21 protein-coding genes are annotated in these 25,579 nt (G+C 39.4%); 14 read left to right on the plus strand and 7 right to left on the minus strand.

Going from position 1 to position 25,579, the window contains the following annotated elements; genetic code table 11:
- The first annotated feature begins 126 nt into the window (after nucleotides 1-126).
- The 4 genes from ACTHJT_RS06660 (at nucleotide 127) to ACTHJT_RS06675 (ending at nucleotide 5,971) form a co-directional block, all read left to right on the plus strand.
- Nucleotides 127-1,506 carry a dipeptidase gene (locus ACTHJT_RS06660; protein WP_440237219.1) on the plus strand — a complete coding sequence of 460 codons (1,380 nt, stop codon included), beginning with the start codon at nucleotides 127-129 and terminating at the stop codon, nucleotides 1,504-1,506.
- A gap of 270 nt (nucleotides 1,507-1,776) precedes the next feature.
- Nucleotides 1,777-3,834 (plus strand): cytochrome c biogenesis protein CcdA, encoded by a 2,058-nt coding sequence (locus ACTHJT_RS06665; RefSeq protein ID WP_440237220.1) that lies wholly within the window; start codon nucleotides 1,777-1,779, stop codon nucleotides 3,832-3,834.
- Complete coding sequence (locus tag ACTHJT_RS06670; RefSeq protein WP_440237221.1) at nucleotides 3,831-4,262, plus strand: hypothetical protein; 432 nt, start codon at nucleotides 3,831-3,833, stop codon at nucleotides 4,260-4,262. The genes ACTHJT_RS06665 and ACTHJT_RS06670 overlap by 4 nt, the downstream gene beginning before the upstream one ends.
- Before the next feature lie 146 nt (nucleotides 4,263-4,408).
- Nucleotides 4,409-5,971, plus strand: coding sequence for a hypothetical protein (locus ACTHJT_RS06675; RefSeq protein WP_440237222.1), 1,563 nt, complete (start codon nucleotides 4,409-4,411; stop codon nucleotides 5,969-5,971).
- A gap of 8 nt (nucleotides 5,972-5,979) precedes the next feature.
- Here the strand turns inward: ACTHJT_RS06675 and ACTHJT_RS06680 are convergent, their stop codons facing one another.
- Complete coding sequence (locus tag ACTHJT_RS06680; protein WP_440237223.1) at nucleotides 5,980-6,390, minus strand: winged helix-turn-helix transcriptional regulator; 411 nt, start codon at nucleotides 6,388-6,390, stop codon at nucleotides 5,980-5,982.
- A gap of 136 nt (nucleotides 6,391-6,526) precedes the next feature.
- Nucleotides 6,527-6,745 carry a hypothetical protein gene (locus ACTHJT_RS06685; protein WP_440237224.1) on the minus strand — a complete coding sequence of 73 codons (219 nt, stop codon included), beginning with the start codon at nucleotides 6,743-6,745 and terminating at the stop codon, nucleotides 6,527-6,529.
- 243 nt (nucleotides 6,746-6,988) lie between these two features.
- Here ACTHJT_RS06685 and ACTHJT_RS06690 point away from each other — a divergent pair, with 243 nt between their 5' ends.
- From ACTHJT_RS06690 to ACTHJT_RS06710, 5 genes are all read left to right on the plus strand, one after another.
- Nucleotides 6,989-7,936: a hypothetical protein gene (locus ACTHJT_RS06690; RefSeq protein WP_440237225.1), complete on the plus strand. Its 948-nt coding sequence runs from the start codon at nucleotides 6,989-6,991 to the stop codon at nucleotides 7,934-7,936.
- A gap of 44 nt (nucleotides 7,937-7,980) precedes the next feature.
- Entirely contained in the window at nucleotides 7,981-9,555 is a 1,575-nt protein-coding gene (locus tag ACTHJT_RS06695; RefSeq protein WP_440237226.1) for an FMN-binding glutamate synthase family protein, read from the plus strand.
- Nucleotides 9,556-9,590: 35 nt separating this feature from the next.
- Nucleotides 9,591-11,564 (plus strand): 7TM diverse intracellular signaling domain-containing protein, encoded by a 1,974-nt coding sequence (locus ACTHJT_RS06700; protein WP_440237227.1) that lies wholly within the window; start codon nucleotides 9,591-9,593, stop codon nucleotides 11,562-11,564.
- 63 nt (nucleotides 11,565-11,627) lie between these two features.
- Entirely contained in the window at nucleotides 11,628-12,266 is a 639-nt protein-coding gene (locus ACTHJT_RS06705; protein ID WP_440237228.1) for an OmpH family outer membrane protein, read from the plus strand.
- Nucleotides 12,267-12,295: 29 nt separating this feature from the next.
- Complete coding sequence (locus ACTHJT_RS06710; protein ID WP_440237229.1) at nucleotides 12,296-13,339, plus strand: mechanosensitive ion channel family protein; 1,044 nt, start codon at nucleotides 12,296-12,298, stop codon at nucleotides 13,337-13,339.
- 84 nt (nucleotides 13,340-13,423) lie between these two features.
- On the opposite strand, the gene ACTHJT_RS06715 is transcribed toward ACTHJT_RS06710, so the two are convergent.
- The 3 genes from ACTHJT_RS06715 to ACTHJT_RS06725 all read right to left on the minus strand — a co-directional run bounded on the left by ACTHJT_RS06715 (nucleotide 13,424) and on the right by ACTHJT_RS06725 (nucleotide 16,203).
- A complete protein-coding gene (locus ACTHJT_RS06715) occupies nucleotides 13,424-14,059 on the minus strand; it encodes a peroxiredoxin (RefSeq protein ID WP_440237230.1) in 636 nt (211 codons plus the stop codon).
- A gap of 367 nt (nucleotides 14,060-14,426) precedes the next feature.
- A complete protein-coding gene (locus ACTHJT_RS06720) occupies nucleotides 14,427-14,705 on the minus strand; it encodes a hypothetical protein (RefSeq protein ID WP_440237231.1) in 279 nt (92 codons plus the stop codon).
- A 7-nt stretch (nucleotides 14,706-14,712) separates the two neighbouring features.
- Complete coding sequence (locus ACTHJT_RS06725; protein WP_440237232.1) at nucleotides 14,713-16,203, minus strand: dihydrolipoyl dehydrogenase family protein; 1,491 nt, start codon at nucleotides 16,201-16,203, stop codon at nucleotides 14,713-14,715.
- 454 nt (nucleotides 16,204-16,657) lie between these two features.
- Here ACTHJT_RS06725 and ACTHJT_RS06730 point away from each other — a divergent pair, with 454 nt between their 5' ends.
- The 4 genes from ACTHJT_RS06730 to ACTHJT_RS06745 all read left to right on the plus strand — a co-directional run bounded on the left by ACTHJT_RS06730 (nucleotide 16,658) and on the right by ACTHJT_RS06745 (nucleotide 20,920).
- A complete protein-coding gene (locus tag ACTHJT_RS06730; RefSeq protein WP_440237233.1) occupies nucleotides 16,658-18,124 on the plus strand; it encodes a circularly permuted type 2 ATP-grasp protein in 1,467 nt (488 codons plus the stop codon).
- A gap of 12 nt (nucleotides 18,125-18,136) precedes the next feature.
- Nucleotides 18,137-19,084, plus strand: a complete 948-nt coding sequence (locus tag ACTHJT_RS06735) for an alpha-E domain-containing protein (protein WP_440237234.1) — start codon at nucleotides 18,137-18,139, stop codon at nucleotides 19,082-19,084.
- A 90-nt stretch (nucleotides 19,085-19,174) separates the two neighbouring features.
- Nucleotides 19,175-19,900, plus strand: a complete 726-nt coding sequence (locus ACTHJT_RS06740) for a peptidase (protein ID WP_440237235.1) — start codon at nucleotides 19,175-19,177, stop codon at nucleotides 19,898-19,900.
- A 102-nt stretch (nucleotides 19,901-20,002) separates the two neighbouring features.
- Nucleotides 20,003-20,920, plus strand: coding sequence for a hypothetical protein (locus tag ACTHJT_RS06745; protein ID WP_440237236.1), 918 nt, complete (start codon nucleotides 20,003-20,005; stop codon nucleotides 20,918-20,920).
- Nucleotides 20,921-21,289: 369 nt separating this feature from the next.
- Here the strand turns inward: ACTHJT_RS06745 and ACTHJT_RS06750 are convergent, their stop codons facing one another.
- A complete protein-coding gene (locus tag ACTHJT_RS06750) occupies nucleotides 21,290-22,906 on the minus strand; it encodes an ABC-F family ATP-binding cassette domain-containing protein (protein ID WP_440237237.1) in 1,617 nt (538 codons plus the stop codon).
- Nucleotides 22,907-23,029: 123 nt separating this feature from the next.
- Nucleotides 23,030-23,938 carry a glycosyltransferase family 2 protein gene (locus tag ACTHJT_RS06755; protein WP_440237238.1) on the minus strand — a complete coding sequence of 303 codons (909 nt, stop codon included), beginning with the start codon at nucleotides 23,936-23,938 and terminating at the stop codon, nucleotides 23,030-23,032.
- Between the two features lie 152 nt (nucleotides 23,939-24,090).
- Between ACTHJT_RS06755 and ACTHJT_RS06760 the strand changes: the two genes are divergently transcribed.
- A complete protein-coding gene (locus ACTHJT_RS06760) occupies nucleotides 24,091-25,437 on the plus strand; it encodes a neutral/alkaline non-lysosomal ceramidase N-terminal domain-containing protein (protein ID WP_440237239.1) in 1,347 nt (448 codons plus the stop codon).
- Nucleotides 25,438-25,579 lie beyond the last annotated feature (142 nt).

Here is a 25,579-nt window from a genome sequence, read left to right on the forward strand (position 1 = left end):
CCTGAAACAAATTAACTTGCATCGCCGCAAGGCAAAGTGGGGGTAATATGAAACGATTTACACTTTACACTTTTTACTTTACACTTCGCTTTCTATATTTACATACTACACTCATAACCAAATACTATGTCTCAACTTACTGCTGCTGCTGTTTCTGCTTATGTGGAACAAAACAAAGATCGTTTTATTGGTGAACTGTGCGACTGGCTGAAGATTCCTTCTGTCAGTGCCGACAAGAAATTCAAAGCAGACGTGATCCGTGCAGCAGAATTTGCGAAAGAACAATTTTTAAAAGCCGGTGCAGATAAAGCAGAGCTTTGTGAAACAGGCGGCAATCCGGTTGTGTATGCAGAGAAAATGGTTGATCCGGCAAAACCGACAATTCTGGTTTATGGTCACTATGATGTGCAGCCGGCAGATCCATATGAACTGTGGACTTCACCTCCCTTCGAACCGGTTATTAAAGATGGAAACATTTATGCCCGCGGTGCCTGCGACGACAAAGGCCAGGTATACATGCACATCAAAGCGCTGGAGATTTTAACAGCGATGAAGGATGTGCCATGCAACATCAAATTCATGATTGAAGGCGAAGAAGAAGTTGGTTCTGATAACCTTGGTCCGTTCCTGGAAAAAAATAAAGAAAAGTTGAAAGCCGATGTGATCCTGGTTTCAGACACAGCAATCTTCTCTGTCGATACGCCTTCGATAACGATTGGTTTGAGAGGCTTAAGTTACCTGGAAGTAAAAGTTACCGGTCCCAACCGAGACCTGCATTCCGGTGTATATGGCGGTGCGGTTGCCAACCCGATCAATATTTTATGTGAAATGATCGCGGGCATGAAAGATGAAAACAATCACATTGTAATTCCTGGCTTCTATGATGCTGTGCTTGAGCTGAGTGATGCAGACCGTAAAGCGTTGAACAGTGCACCGTTCAATTTAGATAATTATAAAAAAGCATTGGACATTGCCGATGTGGAAGGTGAAAAAGGCTTCACTACCTTAGAAAGAACCTCCATCCGTCCAACGCTGGATGTTAACGGCATCTGGGGCGGTTACATTGGTGAAGGCGCAAAAACAGTATTGCCATCCATCGCACAGGCGAAGATTTCCATGCGTTTGGTACCGAACCAGACACCGGAAAAGATTACGCAGTTGTTTACGGACTATTTCAAAAGTATCGCACCGGCATCGGTAAAAGTAGAAGTTACGCCGCATCACGGCGGTGAACCGGCAATTACACCAACCGACAGTGCCGGCTATAAGGCAGCTGAAGCAGCATTTGCTGAAGCCTGGAACAAAAAACCAATTCCGATGCGTGAAGGCGGCAGTATTCCGATTGTTGCCTTGTTTGAAAAAGTTTTGGGTTTGAAAACCGTATTGATGGGTTTTGGACTGGATTCAGATGCGATCCACTCACCTAATGAGCACTACAGGGTATTTAATTACCTGAAAGGAATTGAAACGATTGTGCTGTTCCATAAGTATTTCGCGGGGAAGTAGTCTGAATCAGGATTTACCGGATTTAAAGATTAAACAGGGTTTCAAAGAAATTCAAAGTCGTCATAAATAAATGTTTGTGTCAGCGCAGTTTCTACCCGTGGTTCGCCGCGGGGAATTGTCTTGTTAATTGGGGTTTTAATTTTCACTTTCTTCAGTGAAAATTTATTATTCGTCTTACAACTTGTCTGTCGGAGACTGTCAGGAAATGAATATGCAAACGACTAATTTATCGTTAGAAACTTAATGGTTTCGGATTTTGTATAGTATAATATGATAAAACAGATTATAGCAGTTGTTTTTTGTTTATTTTCTGCCATGGTGCAGGCAGAGAATAATGATCCTATAAAATGGTCTTTTGCATTGTCTTCCAAAGAGATACACATTGGCGATACCATTGAAGTCATTGCAACAGCAGCCATTATTCCTGACTGGTATCTCTATTCCAATGATTTTGATCCCAATCTTGGTCCAACCATAACAACATTTGATTTCGTTGCCGACAAAGGATATTCCTTACTGGGAAAAACGAAGGCGATCAAACCGAAGAAAAAATACAGTGATATCTGGGAAGGCGATGTTACCTACTTTGTGGAACATGCCGAATTCAGACAGAAAATAGTTGTCCTGTCTGCAGAAATGAAAATAGCAATGTCTGTTAACTTCCAGACATGTAATGATGTGATCGGCCGTTGTATTCCGGGCGATGAAGAATTTACATTTAGCGGTTTGATAATTCTGCCGGCAAGAAAAATTGCTAAAGCAACGACTCCTGTTAATCCTTCAACTGCCGCAGATCCGGCAGTAGTAAGTCCAATTGACAGTAACTCAGCAACAGCCGTTATTTCTGATTCAGCGGAAAAGACCACCGCTGTTTCAAGTAAACAGATTACAATCAAAGATCGTGGCGGTGTTACACAAAATACTTCTTTGTTGATCTTTGCCTTGCTTGCATTTGCGGCCGGATTTTTATCGATTATTACACCTTGTGTTTTTCCAATGGTGCCGATGACGGTTTCATTTTTTACAAACACCTCTGCTTCAAAGAAGCAATCTGTCCGGAAAGCAATTATCTATGGCCTGTCAATTGTTTTGATTTATACTTTAATAGGAGTTGTAATTGCATCTACTCTTGGGAAAGATTTCGGACATTTTATTAGCACACATTGGCTTCCGAATATAGTTTTTACATTGATATTTATTGTCTTTGCACTTTCTTTCTTTGGTCTGTTTGAGATCACATTACCGAGTAATTTCATTAATAAGGTTGATAAACAATCAGATAAAGGGGGGCATATAGGTATCTTTTTTATGGCTTTTACTATTGTACTCGTATCTTTCTCATGTACGGGCCCAATTGTGAGTACAATTCTCTTGTCTGCTGCAGGAGGCGAAATTATTAAACCTGTTATTGGTATGATTGCTTATTCATCCGCCTTTGCATTACCTTTTACTTTATTTGCATTATTTCCAAGTTGGTTAAAATCATTACCTAAATCCGGAGGATGGCTCAATACTGTAAAAGTGAGCCTCGGCTTTATCGAATTAGGTCTCGCACTAAAGTTCCTGAGCATGGCTGATCTGGTAGAACACTGGAATATATTGAACAGAAACACATATTTATTATTATGGATTCTAATTTTGTTTTCTTTAGGTCTATATTTGTTAGGTGTGATTAAATTAAGTGAACACGATAAAGGACCGATTGGCCGAATAAGAAAATCACTTGCAATTCTGAGTTTCGTTTTTGCAACTTATTTAAGTGTAGGGATTGCTGGAAATCCTTTAAAACCGCTATCAGGTTATTTGCCGCCGCTTGAAGATTATACAACAGAAACAGACAAAATTTGTGGTACACCTAAATACAACAATTTTTTACATTTGCCATTGGGCTTGCAGGGTTACTTTGATTACAAAGAAGCATTGGCTTGTGCCAAACAGCAAGGTAAACCATTGTTCATCGATTTCACCGGGCATGGTTGTGTAAACTGTAGAGAAATGGAGCGAAATGTTTGGGCTGATTCATCTGTTCTTAAACGTCTTAAAGAAGACTTTGTAATTGTTGCTTTGTATACTGATGATAGAACAATGCTTCCTGAAAATGAATGGTATACATCTAAATTGGACAATAAAGTTAAAAAAAATATTGGGGCTCAAAATAATGACTTTCAGGAGAGTCGATTTAATTATATAGGCCAACCACTTTATGTAATTTTAGACCCTCATACTGAAAAGGAGCTTACTCAACATATAAATTTTGAAAGAAGTGTTGATGCATACATTGATTTTCTGGAAGAAGGAAAAATGAATTACAGAAAGCTGTATAAATGAGCAGGCTTGAAAACGATATAAAAACAATAAACCTGATTATCTCGAACCTTGATAACTTTTCAAGCAGAGCAGAACGTTTGCTTAAAGAAAAAAGGAATGGCTATCCTGATTTTTTTGATCAATACTGCGATTATCTCTGTTATTTAAAAGAGCTGCATTTTGAAACAAAAGAAATTAAGGAACATATTCAGAAAGCACCAAAAATTCCAACCTCAGAATTTCCATTTTGGAAGCTTATGATCATTTTACCACTTTTTTTATATCTCTATATATTTCAGTTCTATTTAATATTCTTCATATGGGTATTCATTATTGGAGGCATTGCCTTATATTTTTTTATAAATGAAAGGAGAAGACGTAAAATGAATCAAATTATGGTTTTCAATTCGCGGTTGATAGACCTTCTTGAGAAAAGCTCAATTGTTTAATTATGTTTTTGTCAGCCAAGTAACTCTGGGCTAGACAAAACAAGTATTTGCATTTTTTATTATAAAAATCACACCTACGTTTTCCGGTAAATATATATATTGCACTAGATTCTGATTATTAAATCATTCAGGCAAATATATTTACTATGTCCAGGGTTAAATCCAAGAGCTTATTTGATCTTATTCATTCACTGAGTCCGAATGAAAAAAGGCACTTTAAAATCAATCATTCTGCCAGCGGCGACCCGGATGATAAGAAAATGCTCCTCTTGTTTGATTATCTGAACAAGCAAAAATCATTTAATGAAGAACGTGTGTCGGAAGTAATTCCGGCCATTAAATCTTCCCAGCTTTCAAACCTGAAGGCATATTTATATGAAAAAATTCTGCTTTCCCTGCGCCAATATAATTTGCCTAAAATTCTGGATCTGCAGATCCGGGAGCAGATCGATTTTGCCCAGCTTTTATTTGAGCGCCGATTATACCCGCAGGGGAAATCCTGCCTGAAAAAAGCCCGTCGGCTTTCACAGGTACATGAGAACCTGGAACTGACCCTGGAGATTATCAAGCTGGAAAAAAGCATCCTGATGCTGACCATCGACGAGGATATCGAAGAAACCGTTGATACCATCATTGAAGATGTACGGAAAATCAATTCCCAGATCCATAACATCAATATGTTTTCCAATTTGAGCATTAAATTGAACTCCTATTATACCCGGATCGGGTTTATTCGTGATGAAGAAGACTCCATACGGGTAAAAGAATATTTTATAAGCAATTTGCCTGATTATAAGGAGGAAGAACTTTCTTTGGGAGAAAAAATCACATTGTATCTTTTATATATTGGTTATTACTATTTTTTGCAGGATTTTTCCAATGGTTACCTGTATGCCAACAGGTTAGTACATTTGTACGAAGAAAACCCTGACCGAATCAAATTTTCTCCGGAAAATTATGTTAAGGCATTGAACAACTTAATGATAGCACAATTTAAGTTGAATTATTTTGAAGAGTTTGTTTTACATAAACATAAGCTGATTAACTTTACAAATGATAGTACTGTTTATTTTAATGAACGACTTAAAATCAGCTTATTAAAATATTATTTTATTCATGAATTGAACCTTTTTTTCCTCACGGGCGAGTTTAATGCAGGTGTAAAGAAGTTATTTATTGACCGGAAAGAGGATATCGATGACTTGCTGAAAAAACTCGATTCGCACTCTGCATTGATCCTGATGTATAAGATAGCCTGTTTGTATTTCGGAGCAGGTTTATACAACCATTGTTTGAGATGGCTTAACCGGATCATCAATATTCCAAACGTGGATATCCGGGAAGATATCCATTGCTTTGCCCGGATCATTAACCTGATCTGTCACTATGAACTGGGTAATTTTGATGTGATCAAATACTATATTATTTCAACCTATCGCTTTTTATGGAAGCGGGACGATTTACGGATGTTCCAGAAATATATCCTGAAATTCCTGAAGGATCTGAATAATGATGTGGATGTAGCAGAGCTTGTCAGCCGGTTCAGCAACCTGAAAAATCAGCTGGTGCCTATTGAAAACAGTGATTATGAAAAACGGGCCTTTATTTATTTTGATATCATCTCCTGGCTGGAAAGTAAAATCGAAGGCAAATCGGTGCAGGAAGTGATTATGAGTAAGGCAAAAGCCAAAGGCTTTTATCTGGAATAAGACAAGAATTACAATTGATCAAAGAATGATTCCTGATCTTCGCTCAAAGGAAGGGAAGTATCTTTTGTTGCTTGAACCTGGGTTGTAGTTTTGGTTAGGACTAACTCACGGCCAAAAGTATCCAAAGCATGCAAGGCAGGGATCAACCCCTGGGCTTTATCAGTTAATTTGTAATCAATTTTTGGTGGATTTCCTTCAGTAACAACACGTTCAACAAAACTTTCTTCTTCCAATTCCTTCAACTGGAGAGAAAGCATACGATCGGTAATTGATGGAATATTTTTTCTTAAATCAGAGAACCTGAGCGGTTTATCAATCAAATTCCAAATAATAATAAACTTCCATTTGCCATATAGAACTTCATTCAGTATTTCCAGTCCTGATTTAAACCATTTGTTATTATATTTTATATCACTCATATTAATAGAATTTTATTATAATTATGATAAATATAAAAAGAATAGTTATTTAATAAAAGCGGAATAAGTAAAGGCAAAAAAAAACCTGTCCCGAAGCTATCAGGACAGGTTTAAGAAAATGTTTTTTGAGCCCAGATCAATAAGGGTGAGCGTAGCTGTTTGGAGCAACCACGATGTATTGACCTACGAGGATCATTATTGCAGAAAATGCAATAACAAGTGCGTATAAAGTTTCTTTTGATTTTATAACATTGCCGCTGGCATCTTTCATCACATTCCCATTTGAAAGCATGTATCCGCTGAAATTACCAACAATAAAACCAACAACGATTAAGATAGTACCTAGTGCACCCATAGAATTATATAAGTTAAGATGATATGTCTTATTGAAGATTGAAACGAAACCTGTGAATGTTTTTATTTCAACTCAAACAAAAATAGGATATACAAATCAATTCCGCCACAAAATGTTAAAATTTATATTTTTAAAATTTATATTTAAGACATAAATGAAGCAACAATAGCCCCATATCTGGTTATCCGGCTGGCATTACTGCAATTATTAAGTAAATTTACCCCAAACATTAACATATAATTTGTGAAAAAGCTTCTTGTAGTCCTTTCGTTATTCCTAATCACTGCAACGGTTTCATTTGGTCAATTTAAAAGACAGAGAGAATATTCCGGTTTTTTTGATACGTACTATTATAGAGGTCCCCTGACATTTACATTAGGTGCGGGTATGACTACTTACAGGGGAGATCTTACAGAAGGCTTTGGTACAAACGGGTTAAGTTTTGGAATGTCAGTGGGTGCAAATTACAAGCTTTGGCCACACCTTGTGTTTGGCGCCGAACTGTCTTACCTGAATTTTCAGTCTAATGATTTCAAGCCCGAACGGAATGCTTCTTTTGTTGCCCATGGCTATGAGTTGCAGGCATATGGCAGATTATATCTCATTGATGAAATTGTGCGCATTGCTCCTGACAGAAAAAAGGAATCTCATTATACATTCTGTAAACCATACATTCATTTGGGTGTGGGTGCAATGATGTTTAATTCAACAACAACCATTAATAATGCAGCGGTTTCCAATGTGGAATTAAAAAGCCCTTCTACAATAGCGCTGGCAATTCCGGCAGGTTTCGGTTTACAGTTTACCATTACGCAAAGAAGTTCATTATGCGTGGAATATGTATACCGTTTTACAACAACAGACTATCTGGATAATCTGACTTACAGTGGTTCGCGTAACGATGGTTATGGCACGTTCCAATGCAAATTTCAGTTTGCACCTTCAGCACCTAAGCGTAAGAAAAAACTTTCTCTGCCACCACCGGCCCAGTATGATGGCCCGAAAGGAACAGATACATGGAAGACAAAGAAAAAAGAGGAACAGCAAAATAACGCTCGTCCGCAGGAAGAATATGTTCCTGAAAATACAGATGGTGATGGCGAGAATACGGATGAAAATATTGACGGAGAGCAGACAGAAGAAGAACAAGTTCCTGAAGAACCCGTAGAAGAAGAAGTAGCACCTGAATAAAACAGGCGCAGCAAATTTAAAAATACCTAAAACTATTTATAGAAATGAAGGAGATACTGGAAGCTGTTGCATTGATCCCGTGGTGGGCTTATTTCATATTATTTTTAGGTTTTGTAGCGGTTAGAGATATATTCTTTAACAGAAGACATACAATCAAGCACAACTTCCCGATTGTTGGTCATTTCCGCTACCTGCTGGAAAAGATTGGTCCTGAACTGCGTCAATATATTGTTGCGAACAACAGAGAGGAACTGCCGTTCAACCGCAGACAACGTTCCTGGATCTATGCTTCTTCCAAGCAGCAAAACAATTACCAGGGCTTTGGTACCGATCAGGATCAGAATAGTCCGGGTTTTGTTTTTATAAAACCTTCCATGTTTTCTTATGCTGTAAAGGAAGGCCATCCGAATAAAGCGAAACCTGATTTTGTTCCCTGTGCAAAGATCATGGGTGAATATAATAAAAGAAGAAAACCTTACAGGCCCTACTCCATCGTCAATATCTCCGGTATGAGCTACGGCTCGCTGTCTGCCCGTGCTGTTGAATCATTGAACAAAGGTGCGTTAAAAGCAGGCTGTTACCAGAATACAGGTGAAGGTTCGCTGGCACCTCATCACAAACATGGTGCAGATATCATGTTCCATTTCGGTACAGGTTATTTTGGTGTACGTGATGAACATGGAAATTTCTCCATGTCTAAATTAAAGGAATTGGTTGAGGCCAACCCATGCATCCGTGCCATTGATTTGAAATTGTCGCAGGGAGCGAAACCAGGGAAAGGCGGGGTTTTACCGGCATCCAAGATCACACAGGAAATTGCGGACATCCGCGGCTTGCCTATGGGTAAAGATGTAATCTCCCCTGCATACCACAGCGCATTTTCAAATGTGCCTGAGATGATGGATTTTATAGAAAGCATTGCCCAGGAAACAGGCTTACCGGTTGGTTTTAAATCCGCTGTAGGTAAGATGGAAATGTGGGTGGAACTTGCCGACCTGATGGTGAAAAAAGGCTATGGTCCCGATTTCATTACCATTGACGGAGGTGAAGGAGGAACAGGTGCTGCGCCGCCGGCATTTGCCGATCACGTATCACTGCCATTTGTATATGCATTCAGTAACGTATATAAAATTTTTGCTGAAAGAGGGTTAACCGATCGCATTGTGTTTGCAGCATCGGGTAAATTAGGCTTTCCGGAAAGCACATTAATGGCATTTGCCATGGGCGCCGACGTTATTCACGTTGCACGTGAAGCCATGATGTCTATTGGCTGTATTCAGGCGCAGGTATGCCACAATAATACATGTCCATCGGGTGTTGCCACACAAAACAAATGGCTGCAATCCGGCATAGACGTGCCATTGAAGGCAGACCGCCTGTACAATTACATTAAGAACCTGCGCAAAGAAGTATTGGAAATTACACATGCCTGCGGTTATGAGCACCCTGCTCAAATGACCATGACTGATATTGATATCAGCATGGGAGACAACAACCTAACCATGCCGCTTGTTGATGCGTATAAGTACAACAAGGTACCTGTGCGCTTCGAATCCATGCATAAACTTGCTGCATGTCAGTACCTGGGCAAATCAGATCCAACGATAAAATATAACTAACCAACGGGTAGGCCTCATCTACTCGTAATGACTAGATGAACCAATTTCTCAGGAATCTTATAGGAAGTATACTGCTGTTATTTGCTTACAGCGCTTTGGGCGCAGGAGCAGAACCTGATCCAGTGCTTTTAAAAGATTCAACAGAACGTTTTGTCTGGCGCGCTGGTTACTATTCGGTTTATTTTGATTCCATCCATTCAAAATCCTTTGATGAAATCCGGGCCATTCAACGTAAAGGATTATTTACAAGAACCATAACGGATGATCAGCGGCTTTTTTCCCACCACCATGAAATGTGGGCATACATTGATGTCCAGCACGTAGCCAGAAGCACCAGAAAATACCTGATCGAATTATATGACTTTCATATTGATGAATATGATATTTATGTGCTGAACGGTGACTCGCTTTATTATCATTTTCAGGGCGGGGATTCGTTTGCGTTTGAACACCGGAAAATAGCACACAAGAATTTTCTGAATGAGGTTGTGTTTAACCCCAACACGCAGTATACGATTTTCATTCGTGTACAAAGCAAAGAATCCGTTGCGGCATTCGGCGCCATACGTACTCACCAGGATCTGCTCGAGTATTCCAATAAGGAGTATCTGATACTATCCATTTATTACGGCTTCCTGTTATTGATGTTCGTTTATTGTGTAAGTCTCTTTGCGGCTACATTCGAAATAACTTATTTCTATTTCGCGCTTAATGTCGTTAGCGTTGTATTGTACAGCTTATCAAATGATGGATTAGGCTTCCAGTATTTCTGGCCGCATCAGATGGTATTGAACGGGTATCTTCAATGCTTTTCTGTGGTATTGTTTTCTGTAACATCACTGCTCTATACCTCGGCTTTCCTTCAAATCAAAAAAATATCCCGAGCCTATATCATCATACTGCGCTCACTCATGATCGCACGTGTATTGTTGTTTGTAACCGGACTTCTCTTTTATGAACCATTGTTACGCATGTACCAGATTGATATCGCTGTGCTGGTATTCATTTTTTATGTTGCCATTGATATTTATTTCAAAGATTATATTGCGGCCCGTTTTTTCATATTGGCTTATGCTGCTTTATTCATAGGCTTCACAACTCATATCCTGATGGTACTGGGCATTGCCAGAAATAATATGTTCACTGTTTATGCCATGAATTTTGGCACGTTCTTTCAATTGTTTCTGTTCTCATTCGCGCTTGCCGACCGCGTGCGCATTGTAAATAACCAGACCCGCGATGCACAGTTGAAACTGATTAACCAGTTGAAAGAAAATGAAGCACTGAAAGATAAGGTTACACAGGAACTGGAAGAAAAAGTTAAAGAAAGAACAAAAGAACTGGAATATAAGAACCAGCAACTGGACGCCTTTGTTTACAAGGCATCGCACGATATCAAAGGTCCGTTGAAATCAATTATCGGTTTAGCGAAGCTTGGGTTAATTGATATAAATGATGAAGGAGCAAAAGAATATTTCAGGCACATTGAGAAAAGCACTTCCCGTCTCGACGCGCTGTTGCAGGATTTGCTGCAGGTTTCAAAAATTAAAAATGTTGTCATAGAATCTACGCTGATTGATTTCAATAAAATCATCAACGAAATAAAAGAAGGCTTTACAAACATTGAATCTTTTTCGGATTTCTATATTGATGTAGAAATCAAACAGGACAGAGATTTTTATTCCGATGAACAAATGATCTATTCTATTTTTCAGAATTTAATAGAGAACGCGTTCAACTACCGCGATAATAATAAGCGCAAGTCATCTTTATATATCCGCATAGAAGTAGATAAACAGAAATCGCTGATCGAGTTTATTGACAACGGATTGGGTATAGATAAAGGTTTAAAAGATAAAGTATTTGACATGTTTTTCAGAGCCAGCGAAATTGCGGGTGGCACCGGCCTTGGTTTATACCTGGTTAAAACAGCAGTTAACAAAATCGGCGGCAGAATTCAGGTTGAAACAGAGATAAATAAAGGCACTACTTTTAGGATAGTTATCTGAAGAATCCCTTTTTTCTTTATTAAATATTCACGAATATTGACAGTAAAATAAATAATTACTACTGTGAATCAACGTATTTCTCTAATTTTAAACGGTGTGCTGGCTATTGCCGTTATCGTTCTTTATGTATTGCATTTTAAAGGTCAGAAAGCTAGTCCGGATGTTGAAGCTACTGATTCTACACAAACAGCAGAAGCTCCATTAATCATTGACAGCCTGCCGAACATCGTTTCCGGTAATGGTGCCATTGCCTATATAGACTATGAGCAATTAACAACCAAGTATCAGTTTTATAAAGATGGCGTTGCTAATCTTGAGAGCGATTATAAAAAGAAGCAGCAGGACCTGATGAAAAGACAGGAAACATTAGAGCAGAATGCAGCCAACTACCAACAGGTAGCCGGAGGTTTAACGCCTGATGTAAGAGAAAAAAGAGAACGCATGCTGATGGAGGAAGATCAGAAGTTAAGAGAATATGCAGACAAACTGGATAAAGAATGGTCTGACAAACAACAGACTTTTGCAAAAAACCTGTTAACCAAACTGGATGAATACCTGAAAGTATTAAGCAAGGAAAAAAACTATGCCTATGTATTCACTTATACCAAAGGTGGTCCGGCAAATATTGTTTATGCGAAAGATTCATTGAATATTTCTACGCAGGTGATTAATGGATTGAATGCCCAATACAAGAAGAAATAAATTTGTTGATATAAAAAACCAAACAACACATGGTCTTCGCCGATTATTTGCATGAAGGGTACATACCTTTTTTAATAATATTGGGAAGCAGTTTGTTGTTTGGTTTTATTTTAGACCGTTTCGTATTACGGATTTTTTTAAACCGGTTTAAAGAGAAGGATTCAATAGCGCAGGTTGTTCTCTGTGTATTGAGAGGCAAGGTAACATTCATTGTATTTTTTATCGGTCTGTATATCGCCTTAGAAATATCCCCCCTCAGTCCGATTGCTATTAAATATACTGCATCCGTATGTGTGATTATTTTGATCATGCTGTTCACGCGGGTGTTTTCGCAAATTGTGATCAACGCCATCAAAAATGCGAATGAAGACACCACGGGTGCTGTAAAAACGTATTCCATCATCATCAACCTGGTGCGGATCGTTTTCTTTTGCATCGGTTTGCTGATCATATTGCGCACGCTGGATATATCCATTACGCCTATGCTCACGGCTTTGGGTGTAGCTTCCCTGGCGGTCGCGCTGGCCTTGCAGGATACACTGGGCAATTTGTTTTCCGGCATCAGCGTGATTGCGGGTAAAAGATTAAAACCGGGCAGCTATGTAAAACTGGAATCAGGACAGGAAGGCATCATAGAAGATATAAGCTGGAGAAGTACGGTGTTAAGAGAATCAAATGCCAACCGCATTATTGTTCCCAACCAGAAAATAGCCTCGGCTATTATTACCAACTATTCGTTAACAGAAGAGCATATTTTAGTGAAGCTGCCTGTGGGAATCGCTTATGGTTCGGATCTGGAACTGGTAACACGGGCGGTGCTTGAAGAAGCGGTAAAAGTGCAGGACGAAGTGTTGGGTGAAAAAGAATATTTTGAACCCGTCTTCCGGTATACGGCCTTCAACCCAAGCAGCATCAACTTTGTGATCATTGCCAAAGCGCCGGATTACAACCGCCAGTTTGTTTTAACAGACAAACTGATTCGTGCGATTCATAAACGGTTTATACTTGAAAAAATAGACATTCCTTTTCCTGTTCAAACTGTTATCCTGAAAAAAGAAGATCAGAATAATTAAGTTAAATAGCGACGCTCTTCTAAAATGAAAGAGTCGCCCTGATAGCTATCGGGGCGACTCTTTCATTTTAGAATAAGTAAATAATTACTTATTCGGTTGTGGCGTAGTTCTCAAATAAGGTTTCACACGGGTATAACCTTTAGGAAATTTCGCTGCGATTTCTTCGTCTTTGATGGCAGGAGTAATCACAACATCTTCACCGTCTTTCCAGTTTGCAGGTGTTGCAACGCTGTAGTTGGCTGTTAACTGAAGAGAATCAATTACACGCAGGATCTCTGTAAAATTACGGCCTGTAGAAGCAGGGTATGTAATGATCAGTTTTATTTTTTTATCGTTACCGATAATGAATAAAGAACGTACAGTGAATTTTTCACTTGCGTTTGGGTGGATCATATCATACAGCTCAGCAACTTTTCTGTTTTCATCTGCAATGATCGGAAAGTTGACCGTTGTGTTTTGTGTTTCGTTGATGTCTTTGATCCAGCCTTTGTGTGATTCTAAACCATCAACACTTAAAGCAGCAACTTTAACATTACGTTTTTCAAACTCTTCTTTCAGTTTTGCAGTTGCACCTAATTCTGTCGTACAAACCGGTGTATAATCTGCCGGGTGTGAAAATAAAACACCCCATTTATCGCCCAGCCATTGGTGGAAAGAAATTGGCCCTTCGGTAGTTTCTGCTGTAAAATCCGGAGCAATATCGCCTAATCGTAAACTCATGATCGTAAGTGTTTAATGGTTAATTTTTCAACAAATAAAAGAATAATATTCTGATTTTTAAATTAGAATTTGACAATTCAAAATAATGTTCTGTTTCCAAAACTAATAAAAGGCTTATTAAGTTCCAATGAAACGATCATTTTTAAGGTTTATCCTGCCTGTTTTTTTTCTTAAAATGCACGTAAAGCCGGTAGCTGGTATAAAGGAAAGCCATAACAATCAGTACATCAATTAAAAAGGCAAAGCTCCTTTGGAAAGATGCGTATGCGGCATTATTAACCAGCTGTAATTTTATAAAAAAGAGTGTAAATATAAATAAGGTTATGAGCCCGATGTTATTAAAGAAATCTTTTATCATGAGGTAGCATTAATTCTTGCCTTGAATGATCAGGGCGTTGATTTCTTCAGATTGTTTTTTTGTAAACCCATTTACCTGAACAGAAGTGCTGTTAGTAAAGAATGTAAGTGTGCTGAAACCAACCAGCGGGTTATCAATGCTTACAGATACAATATCTACATAGCTTATGAACGTTGACCGGCTGTTGAATACGCCCGGCTCTTTGATCTTTATTCCATTTGGTTCAATATGTATTTCGGTCGGGAATAATTTATTACCCGAAGAAAGTCTGGAAGAGACGTACTTCATAAGCCGTTTACTTTAAGTAAATGATATCGCTGCTGCAGCCGTTTTCATCACAGGACTTGCAGGAAAGCATGCCCTTGAAGAATTCAGGCTTCAGTACTGATTTGCCAAGCAGCATACGGATACATTCCTGGATTCCTTCAATAATAGATGGGTGCGGATGAATCATGTCTGCCAGTTCTTCAACGCCTTTATCCATGGAAATCAAAAGCGCAACCGCCTGGATGGCGCTGGATGCATGCACGCCAACGGCACGCATGCCCAGGATCTTCATTTCCGAGTCGTTGGTCACAAGGATTTTAAAGAACCCGTCGTTGTTGCGCATGGCAATGGCACGCGGTATCATGTCGTAACGGATTTTTACAACTTTGTAGGAAATTTTATTTTCAAGCGCACGCTGTTCATTCATGCCCACACCTGCAACTTCAGGCTGCACAAACATAATTGTTGATACGTTGTTGTAGGTAATAGCATCGTGGCTCAGGCCAAACATTTTTTCAATCACATGCCTGCCTTCAAGCTCAGCTACATTTACCAATGCTACATCAGAAGAGATATCACCGGCAACATAAATGTTGGAGATATTTGTTTGTCCGTCACTATTTTCAATATGCCCGTTTGGTAATACATTTACACCAACCTGCTCAAGGCCCAGGTTCTGTGTATTCGGCACACGTCCTACAGATACCAGAACTTTTTCAACGCGGTGCATTTCTTTTCTGCCGTCGGTATATTCGATGATGTATTCAACTTCACCATCGACAATACGCATGCTCAGCAGGTTTGATTTTTTATGTACGGTGATGCCCTGCTTTTTCATGTTGGCTTCCACCACATCGGTCACGTCATCATCTTCAAACGGAAGAATGCGGGCAGCTTTATCAATGATATTTACAGAAGTATAACCAAAGTTGGAGAAGATGGTTGCCCATTCACAACCAATAACGCCGGCACCAAGGATTACGAGGCTTTTGGGGAAGTTCTCAAAATTTTCAACGCCATCGCTGGTAACAATAATCTTTTCATCGATAGGTATGTTTGGCAGTTTGCGCGGCTTGCTACCGGTAGCGATAACAAAATTCTCTGCTTCAAAAACCTCCTCCTGCGTACCGGTAAGTACTTCAACCGTGTGCTGGCTCAGCAACCTTGCAGTACCTTTAATATATCTGAAACGGTTTGTCTGTTGCTTGGCAAGTGATTCGATCTGTCCTTCCAGGTGGAAGCGGCGATTAGCGATCCCTTCACGTACCTGGCGCAACACCTGCTGATAGGTTACTGCGAAATGTTGGTCAGGACTGTATTGGGCTAAACGTTTGCGGGCTGTCTGGATATCCTTTGCAAGTTCCCAAAAGGTCTTGGATGATATGGCACCATTGTATAGGCCGGCGCCGCCTACTTTATCTTTTTCAATTAAAATAACAGATTTGTCTAAATCCAGAGCCCTTATTGCTGCAGCATATCCTGCTGGTCCAGCACCTATAATACAAACATCATACTTCATGCATCATCTCGTTTACATCACAAATTGCAAAAAAAATGAACAGTTGCCAATCTTTCTTTTCAAGGGGTTTAATTTTGTACTTTTTTAATAAGTTAAAAATCACAGGTAATTTTTATGTTTTTGACATTAAAAAAACAATATCGATTAAAAAATGACCTCATATAGGCATTAAATATACATAGATTACAATTTTAAGTTAAAAAATGAACCAATTTGTAATAAAATTGATATTTCTCATATACTTTTTATATAAAAACCTAATTTGTCACGATTTATATTAGATTAATTATATTATTTGAGTTGTGACACAATGTTAGAATCTGGGTAAAATAACCAGTTAAAAATGCTATATACGTTCTAAAATAAATATATATAGTAAATATTTTGCGAATACAGAATATACCTATATATTGGCTAATATAAATTTAATTATATAAATAGAAAGGGCAATCTTATGACATTTCAGAGCGGAATATTTAATTCTTACAAGATAGACCCTGCCCATTTTGATGAGGCATGGACTCCGTCGGGAGATGTTCGAACACATTACAGGCATTTAATGGAAGCCTTTAAACGTCTGGAATACGAAGAATATCTTAAAGTTGACCAGATTGCAAAAAGTAATTTATTCAACCAGGGTGTTACGTTCAATGTATATTCTGAAAAGGCTGAAGGCGTAGAACGATTGTTTCCTTTTGATCTTTTTCCCAGAATGATACCTGCTGAAGAATGGCAAACCATTGAACAGGGAATCAAGCAACGCAATAAAGCGATTAATTTATTTCTTTGGGATATTTATCATGAGCAAAAAATTCTGAAAGATAAAATCGTACCTAAAGAATTACTTTTCAGTTCGCAGTTCTATAAAAAGGAAATGATAGGTATTGATCCTCCGGGTGGCATTTATATACACATTACCGGTACAGATATCATCAAGCACAGTGATGGTAAATACTATGTACTGGAAGATAACCTTCGTTGTCCGTCGGGTGTAAGTTATGTCTTATCAAACAGGGAGACGATGAAGAAGATTTTTTCCAATCTTTTCAGCAGGTACCATGTAAAGCCGGTGATGCAGTATACAGAGAAGCTTCTTTCAACGATCCGCTCTGTGGCCCCCGACCGCATTGATAACCCGATATGTGTTGTACTTACACCGGGTACCTATAACTCCGCTTATTTCGAACATTCTTTTCTTGCCCATCAAATGGGTATACAACTGGTGGAAGGCCGTGATTTATTTGTAGAAAAGAATTTTGTTTATATGAAAACGATCCATGGGCCGAAGCGTGTAGATGTGATCTACCGCCGTGTAGACGATGACTTTATTGATCCCCTGGTATTTAATCCAAAATCAGTATTGGGCGTTCCGGGTTTAATGGCCGCTTACCAGGCCGGCAACGTTAATATCATCAATGCGCCTGGCACAGGTGTGGCCGATGATAAGGCTGTGTATACGTATGTACCAGACATCATTAAATATTACCTGGATGAAGAACCGATTCTGAACAACGTACCGACTTATCGGTGCGAACGTCCGGATGAACTGAAGTATGTGCTGGAGAACATGCATAACCTGGTTGTAAAACCGGTAGACGAATCCGGCGGATATGGTGTATTCATCGGGAACAGAAAAACAAAAGAAGAGATCGAAGAATACAAACAGCTGATTCATGCGAACCCGCGTAAATACATTGCCCAGCCGATCATGTCACTCTCGGTTTTATCAACATTCATTGAAGAAACCAAAGAGTCTGAACAACGCCACATAGACCTGCGGGCATTTGCGTTGATGGGCAAAGAAGAAACTTACGTACTGGACGGCGGCCTGACCCGGGTTGCGTTACAGAAAGGTAATCTTATTGTTAACTCTTCGCAGGGCGGAGGATCAAAAGATACGTGGGTTATAGAAAATTATTAAATTGAATTGAGTATGTTATCGAGAATCGCAGGAAATCTGTTCTGGATGGGTCGTTACCTTGAGCGGACAGAACATATCAGCCGATATGCGCAGACACATTATTTCTTCAGCATTGATGCACCGAAGTCAGTAGAAAAAGATCACATACTTGAATCTGTTCTGAATATGGCCGGATCCTATGTAGAATATCTTGATGGCCATGGCAAGATGGAAACGCTTGAAGTAGCCCATTTTATTGGCCTGAATGAGTTTAACGCAGGGTCAATCAAACACTCTGTCATGAAAGCGCGCGAAAATGCCAGAGGTGCGAAAGATTCTATATCCAGTGAATTGTGGCAATCTGTAAATACCTATTACCACTATGTGAACTCCATGGATAAGGCAACCTTCGCACAGATCGGTATTTATGAATTTTCTAAAAAGGTTTTGGAAGACATCTCTGTAATCAAAGCTAATATTGATAATTCATTGCTGCATGATGAAGTTTGGTCCATCATTCATCTGGGTCAGCACATTGAGCGCGCCACACAGGTGATCCGCATGATCGTTACCAAGATCAATGATATCAACCGTATTCCTAAAAAGGAATACTACAACATGCTTGAACTTTTTGAAAATATAAATTTATTGAAAAGTACACAGGCATATGATATGTGCAAGATCTATTACCGGGAAGTACCGAGTATAAGCCATAGCCTTGAGTTTCTAACGTTGAACAGAAACTTCCCGAATTCCATCGTATACAATTTACGTCATATAGAAAATTGTCTGATGCGTATCACAAATGTATCGCGGCACCAGACAGACTCACTGGAGTTTTATGCAAGTAAACTGCTGGCCATGATACAATATACCTCTCTGCAGGAAATCGAGAAAGAGCCACTGGCGTTTTATCATGATCTGCTGAACAGGGTGGCCAAACTTGCTGATATGCTGGAGAAGAAATATCTCCAGTATTGATACAATATCCGTAAGCAGGGTTCCGGAAAGTATTTTAGCTCTGATAAAATACGTATATTTCGACTCGAATTTCTATAATGCAAATTAAATATGACGTATTGTTTAGGCGTAAAATTAAAAGATGGCTTAGTTGCCATCGCCGACACACGAATTACCTCAGGTACCGATACTACAACAGCAAAGAAATTGTTCGTACACCAAAACGAGCAAGGCTGTTTATTTTTAATGACAAGCGGCTTACGTTCTGTACGCGATAAAGCAGTTACGTATTTTAATGAAGTTCTTAAAGATGAACATGTTGTTTACAACCAGCTGTATGAAGCAGTAAATGCTTTTGGTATGCAGCTGCGTAAAGTCGCAGAAGAGGACCGGGCTGCATTAAACATGGCCGGCTTTGCATTCAACCTGCATACAATTGTAGGCGGCCAATTAAAACATGATTCCGAACCGAAATTATTTTTATTATATCCGGAAGGAAACTGGATTGAAATGACCCAGACTTCACCATTTATGATCATCGGTAACAGCGGCTACGGCAAGCCTATTCTAAACAGAACCGTTAAATATGAATCTACTTTACAGGAGGTATTGAAAGCTGGATTCTTATCTTTTGACTCAACCCGTGTTTCAGCAAACGACGTTGATTTTCCGCTGGATGTAGTTGTATATAATAGCGGTTCTTTCAAAATGATTGAACATCGGTTTGAGAAAAAAGACATGGAAATTATTTCGAGCACCTGGGATACACAATTGAAAAAAGCATTGGATAGCGTACCAGAAGATTGGATGAATGTCGTTTTTGATGGTAAAAAATAAGATAAAAATTTAAAGCCTTTCTTTATTATCTGAGAATATTTCCTAACTTTATTAAATACTATAACTATAACCATTATACTTTTAAATTAACCAACAACTATTATGGCACAAGAAGAAACAAAAAAGAACAATAATCTGATTTTTATCATTATCATCCTGGCGTTGTTAGGGGTGATCGGATACTTATTGTTCAATAACAATCAGAAGTCTGAGAAAATTGTTGAGCAGGAAAAAGAAATCGTATTGACAAACGATTCTTTAAAAATGAAAGTTGAAGAACTTGAAGGCTTACAATTACAGTACCACAGCTTACAGGCTCAGGCTGCTCAGTTAGGTCAGTCAAACGATTCATTGAATGCTAAAATTGCTGAATTGGATAATGCCATTGCAAACCTGAAAAAAGGAAATGCTGTTAACATCAACAAATTGAATGCACAGATCGCTTCTTACAAAAAGGATCTGGAAGAGAAAGAAGCAGAGATTATCAAACTGCGTGAAGAAAACAAGAACTTAAGCTCTTCTATTGATACATTGAAACAGGATAAAGCAGTAATGAATGATTCAATCAACAACCTTCGTTCTGTACGTTCTGATCTTCAGCAGAAATATGAACTGGCTTCAATCCTGAAAGCTGAGAACATCAAAGTTACCGTGATCAATGCTAAAGCAAAAGAATTGACAAGTGATGAATACAAAGCAAAAACGATTGATAAAATCAAGCTTACATTCAACCTTGCTGATAACAAAGTGGCTCCTAAAAATACGAAGACTCTTTACCTTCAGGTAATCGAACCAAGTGGTGCTCCGTTGTTCGATAGCTCATTAGGTGGTGGTTTCTTCAAAACTTCTGAAGGAAAAGAAATTCCTTACACTGAAAAACAAAACATCGATTTCAACAATACAAACCAGTCAGTTACATTTGTGTATGCTAAAGGATCTGAATACAAGATTGGTACATATACATTAAAAATCTGGCAGGATGGCAACCTGATCGGTACAACGACATTGGTTGTTAAGTAATCAGAAGCTGAATGCGAAATGCTTAAAGCCTAAGGCTTAATATAAAAGAGTCCTGTTGATTCATTTCAGCGGGACTCTTTTTTATACATACCTGGACACGATTAAATGATTTCAGGAAAACAGGATTTCGATTTGTAGAAATGGCAGGAAGTTGAACAGTAAGAAGTAACGCTACTCCTGCCATAGTTGTACCTTTTCGGCCAACCACCCAATGAATAATAATAAAAAAACCCGAAGAGATATCTCTTTGGGTTTTTTTATTATAGGTAATTTCTTTAGTCTCTGTACTCTATACTCCGTACTTTATACTTGTACTCTCCGTACTCTATACTCTCGTCTGGAAACCAGTAACTAGAACCTGGCAACTAATCAATACACCGCCAGCTTCTGAGTTTTTACTTTTTCATCTTCCAGATATTCTTCATACGTCATGGTCTTGTCAAGGAAGCCGTTTGGTCCTAATTCAATGATGCGGTTGGCTATGGTATTGATAAATTGATAATCGTGTGAATAGAACAACATGGTACCTTTGAATTCCATCAGCGCATTGTTCAATGCCGTGATCGATTCAAGATCCAGGTGGTTGGTCGGATCGTCCATGATCAGTACGTTTGAAGCTTCCATCATCATTTTGGAAAGCATGCAGCGCACTTTCTCTCCTCCTGAAAGGACCGTACACTTTTTAAGCGATTCTTCACCTGTAAACAACATACGGCCAAGGAAACCACGGATATAGCTTTCGTCTTTATCTTTGGAATATTGTCTTAACCAATCTACCAGGTTTAAATTTCCATCTGAAAAGAATTCAGAGTTATCTCTCGGGAAATATGATTGTGAAGTGGTAACACCCCATTTGAACGTACCTGTATCCGGTTGTTCAATACCCATCAGCACATCAAACAATGCCGAGATAGATAACGGTTCTTTGCTTAATACAGAAACTTTATCATTTTTATGTATGGTGAAGGTAAGATCCCTGAAAAGGTAATTGCCATCGGGTCCTTTTTTGCTCAGGCCTTCAACGGTTAACAGTTGGTCGCCGGCTTCGCGCTCAGAGCGGAACTGAATACCCGGGTACTTTCTGCTGGATGCCTGTATCTCATCAATAACCAATTTCTCCAGTAATTTTTTACGTGAAGTCGCCTGCTTGGATTTAGAAGCATTGGCAGAGAAACGTTCAACGAAATCCTGTAATTCTTTACGTTTTTCTTCAACCTTTTTATTCTGATCAGCTTTTTGCTTAGCAGCCAATTGAGAAGACTCGTACCAGAAGGTATAGTTACCGGTATATAATTTAATTTTTGCGTAGTCAATATCTGCTACGTGTGTACAAACCGTATCCAGGAAGTGACGGTCGTGGGAGATTACAATTACGGTGTTTTTAAAATCTGCCAGGAAGTTTTCAAGCCACAATACAGAGTCTACATCCAGGTCGTTGGTAGGTTCATCCAGTAATAATACATCGGGGTTACCGAAGATCGCCTGTGCAAGCAATACACGTACTTTGATTTTACCATCCACATCTTTCATGAGCGTGTAATGGTTCTCTTCTTTCACGCCCAAACCGCTCAGCAATTCTGCTGCTTCCGCTTCTGCGTTCCAGCCGTTCAGATCGGCAAATTCAGATTCCAGCTCAGAAGCCTTAATACCATCTTCTTCGGAAAAATCAGGATTTGCGTAAATCGCCTCACGCTCTTTCATGATCTGGTACAGACGCTTGTGGCCCATCATCACTGTTTCCAGGATCGGGAATTCATCGAACTCGTAGTGGTTCTGTTTTAATATCGCCATACGTTCTCCCGGCGACATCTCAACCTTACCCGTAGTAGGATCGATTTCACCTGAAAGAATTTTTAAGAACGTTGATTTTCCGGCACCATTCGCACCAATTAAACCATAGCAATTGCCTGAGGCAAAGCGGATGGAAACTTCTTCGAAAAGAGTTCTCTTGCCGTATTTAAGAGAGATATTAGAACAACTAAGCATGTGGATTCATTTATTGAGGTACAAAGGTACAAAAAAGCCAACAATCAAGTAAGCAGAACCTTAAAAAATGAATAATCCCTGAAACTGGCCTCCCCATGCTCTCTCCTTGTATTCAGGTCTTTACTATTGATTATGAATGAATGCTGTAAATATGATCCCATAAATTTTATACCGCAGCTTTTTAGGCAACACAATAAAAATATTGTAATGATCTAACAGGTGCAGCCAGAAGGGATATTTAAAAATGGTATAAACCAGCTTTTGCAGTAGGCTGTTTTTATGATTCAGGATAGGATCATTTTCATACAAGTCTGGTTTTAACTGCGCGGCATACTTTCTGTTCTTCAGATAGGAACGGGATCGTGCGGCATATTTCTGAAAAGTAAACGGATCTTTGTGTACACTCTCGGCATCATGGAGGTAATAAATCTTTGTGCCGTGCTGCTTTACGCGCAGCGCAAAATCATAATCTTCAATATCCTTTAATAGTTCATCAAAACCATTCAGTGTATCAAAGTCTGATCGGGCTATGGAAAAATTTGCCGCAGATAAAATGGCCCACTCCGCGGGAAGGGCTTGCTGTTTGTAGGGTTCCAGGCTTTGGTTCCAGTTCTTATTCAGAAAATCTTTATACTGCACAATCTCTTTGTCACCCACAAGGGCAGGCTCAATGATCTTGCCCATGGCAATGCACGAAGAGTGTTGTTGGTGAAATTGTATATGCTTCTCTATACATACAGGATCAAGAAGCATGTCGTCATCAAAAAAAATCAACAGGGGTGTTTTTGCTTCGCGTGCTCCGGTATTACGGGCTCCGGCCCGACCCTTGTTTGTTTGCTCAATAAGCCGGAGCTCATTCAGCTTCCACCCAAACGATTGAATGTACTGCAGACTTCCATCCGTAGAACCATCAATCACAATAATGATTTCAAAGGCGGAGACCGTTTGTTTTTCCAGCGATTTCAATAACTGTATTACTTTATCTTTACCATTAAAGGTGGGAATGATAACAGAAGCAAGTACATGTGTCATGAGAAAACCAGTAACATATTGATTTGCAAATACACAAAAAATAAATACTGAAACAAATTAATTCAATAAACTATATAAGTGCTTTTTTCAATTTGAGTTTGTCTGTGCATTGACGTACCTTGTACAATCATTTACAGAGAGAAATAACCGCCTTGAAAAAGTTTCTAAAATGGATGTTGGGTATTGTGATTGCCTTGTGTGTATTGGCGCTTTGTGTCTTTACAACGGTTGACCGCACACCTTATAAGGAAATGCCTTACTATACTTCCATGATGCAGCAAATAGATTCGTTCCATGTTTCAGCGGAAGAAAAAAAAGGAGATTCGCTGAAAGCGGCATGGTCGAGGGTTGCATTAACACCGGCATCTTTTCCGCATCCGCTGGCAGGTTATGGCCTGCGCAAACCGGCCGTCTCTGTTAAGGATACCACCTATGTACGTACATTCGTTTTTGACAATCGCAAAACACGTGTTGCCTATATCTGTCTTGATCTGTTAATTTTTCCACCGGATCTTAAAGATCAGGTGAGAGAACAACTGGAAAAAAAATATGCTCTGCATGTTTTCTTAACAGCTACACACACGCACAGCGCACCGGGCGGCTGGGAGCCCAAACTCGCAGGCAAAGTTCTTGCAGGTTCTTATTCGGAAGAGTATGTAGCAGTACTTTTTAATGCCATTGAAAAATCAATTGCTCAGGCATTGCCCAATCTGCAGCCGGTAGAACAGGCCTACATCCGCATATCGGCGCCTGAAGCGGTACACAACAGACTTAAAGGACCGACTGGTCCGGAAGATCCTTTTATTCGTGGTTTGAAATTCCGCAATGCACGTGGTGAAGAAGCTTGTCTGTTTACGTTTGCGGCACATGCCAATTGCCTGGAATCGGATATTGATTATATCTCAGGTGATTACCCGGCAAGGATTTCAAAAATACTGGAGAAAAAGGGATGGGCTTCTTTTGTTAGTTATGCAGCGGGCGCGGTAGGCAGCCATGGCCCTGCGTTTGCTGAAGTGAATAATGGTGAGAAAGAAGCCGATAGCATGGCGGTTGTACTTTCGGAAAAACTGGCGCATGCAACGATTACCTATACAGCAGCAAATAATTTGTATTACCATCGTTTTCCCTTGTACCTGCGGGAACCGCACCTGCGTCTTGAAAAAAATATTCGTATCCGGCCATGGGTTTTCAGAGCATTGATTGGTGCTGACCAGCCCGATATACAATTGCTGCAATTAGGTGAAACGATCATCCTGGGCATGCCCTGTGATTATTCGGGCGAGCTGATGCCCCCGCTTGAACAGCTGTGTGAAAAGCAACACATGAATTTTATGCTGAGTGGTTTTAACGGCGGCTATATAGGTTACATTACAGATGACGCCTGTTACGACTGGCCGCGCGGCGAAACCATGGATATGAACTGGCATGGTCCGTATAATGCGGCTTATCTTACGGAAGTGAATACGGCTATTTTAAAGAAGGTGGTTCATAGCCGGTAATTTTTCCGGGCCCCGGTGAGAGTGACGACCGAACTTCTTTCCGCGGTCTGTGTGCCACAGACCACGGTGAGAAATTTTTTTTTGGAATTTGTTATTTGATTTTTTCCAATGGCCTGTATCTTTTTTTCTTTTCTGCATTATG

The organism is Cytophaga sp. (assembly GCF_051961495.1).
Classification (GTDB): domain Bacteria; phylum Bacteroidota; class Bacteroidia; order Cytophagales; family Cytophagaceae; genus Cytophaga.

Bases quoted from the DNA above. Each gene is read 5' to 3' on its own strand.
- ACTHJT_RS06755 (WP_440237238.1), bottom strand. From the start codon at position 23,938: ATGACACATGTACTTGCTTCTGTTATCATTCCCACCTTTAATGGTAAA.
- ACTHJT_RS06675 (WP_440237222.1), top strand. From the start codon at position 4,409: ATGTCCAGGGTTAAATCCAAGAGCTTATTTGATCTTATTCATTCACTG.
- ACTHJT_RS06710 (WP_440237229.1), top strand. From the start codon at position 12,296: ATGGTCTTCGCCGATTATTTGCATGAAGGGTACATACCTTTTTTAATA.
- ACTHJT_RS06720 (WP_440237231.1), bottom strand. From the start codon at position 14,705: ATGAAGTACGTCTCTTCCAGACTTTCTTCGGGTAATAAATTATTCCCG.
- ACTHJT_RS06685 (WP_440237224.1), bottom strand. From the start codon at position 6,745: ATGGGTGCACTAGGTACTATCTTAATCGTTGTTGGTTTTATTGTTGGT.
- ACTHJT_RS06715 (WP_440237230.1), bottom strand. From the start codon at position 14,059: ATGAGTTTACGATTAGGCGATATTGCTCCGGATTTTACAGCAGAAACT.
- ACTHJT_RS06735 (WP_440237234.1), top strand. From the start codon at position 18,137: ATGTTATCGAGAATCGCAGGAAATCTGTTCTGGATGGGTCGTTACCTT.
- ACTHJT_RS06695 (WP_440237226.1), top strand. From the start codon at position 7,981: ATGAAGGAGATACTGGAAGCTGTTGCATTGATCCCGTGGTGGGCTTAT.
- ACTHJT_RS06680 (WP_440237223.1), bottom strand. From the start codon at position 6,390: ATGAGTGATATAAAATATAATAACAAATGGTTTAAATCAGGACTGGAA.
- ACTHJT_RS06665 (WP_440237220.1), top strand. From the start codon at position 1,777: ATGATAAAACAGATTATAGCAGTTGTTTTTTGTTTATTTTCTGCCATG.
- ACTHJT_RS06750 (WP_440237237.1), bottom strand. From the start codon at position 22,906: ATGCTTAGTTGTTCTAATATCTCTCTTAAATACGGCAAGAGAACTCTT.
- ACTHJT_RS06700 (WP_440237227.1), top strand. From the start codon at position 9,591: ATGAACCAATTTCTCAGGAATCTTATAGGAAGTATACTGCTGTTATTT.
- ACTHJT_RS06660 (WP_440237219.1), top strand. From the start codon at position 127: ATGTCTCAACTTACTGCTGCTGCTGTTTCTGCTTATGTGGAACAAAAC.
- ACTHJT_RS06745 (WP_440237236.1), top strand. From the start codon at position 20,003: ATGGCACAAGAAGAAACAAAAAAGAACAATAATCTGATTTTTATCATT.
- ACTHJT_RS06740 (WP_440237235.1), top strand. From the start codon at position 19,175: ATGACGTATTGTTTAGGCGTAAAATTAAAAGATGGCTTAGTTGCCATC.
- ACTHJT_RS06730 (WP_440237233.1), top strand. From the start codon at position 16,658: ATGACATTTCAGAGCGGAATATTTAATTCTTACAAGATAGACCCTGCC.
- ACTHJT_RS06725 (WP_440237232.1), bottom strand. From the start codon at position 16,203: ATGAAGTATGATGTTTGTATTATAGGTGCTGGACCAGCAGGATATGCT.
- ACTHJT_RS06670 (WP_440237221.1), top strand. From the start codon at position 3,831: ATGAGCAGGCTTGAAAACGATATAAAAACAATAAACCTGATTATCTCG.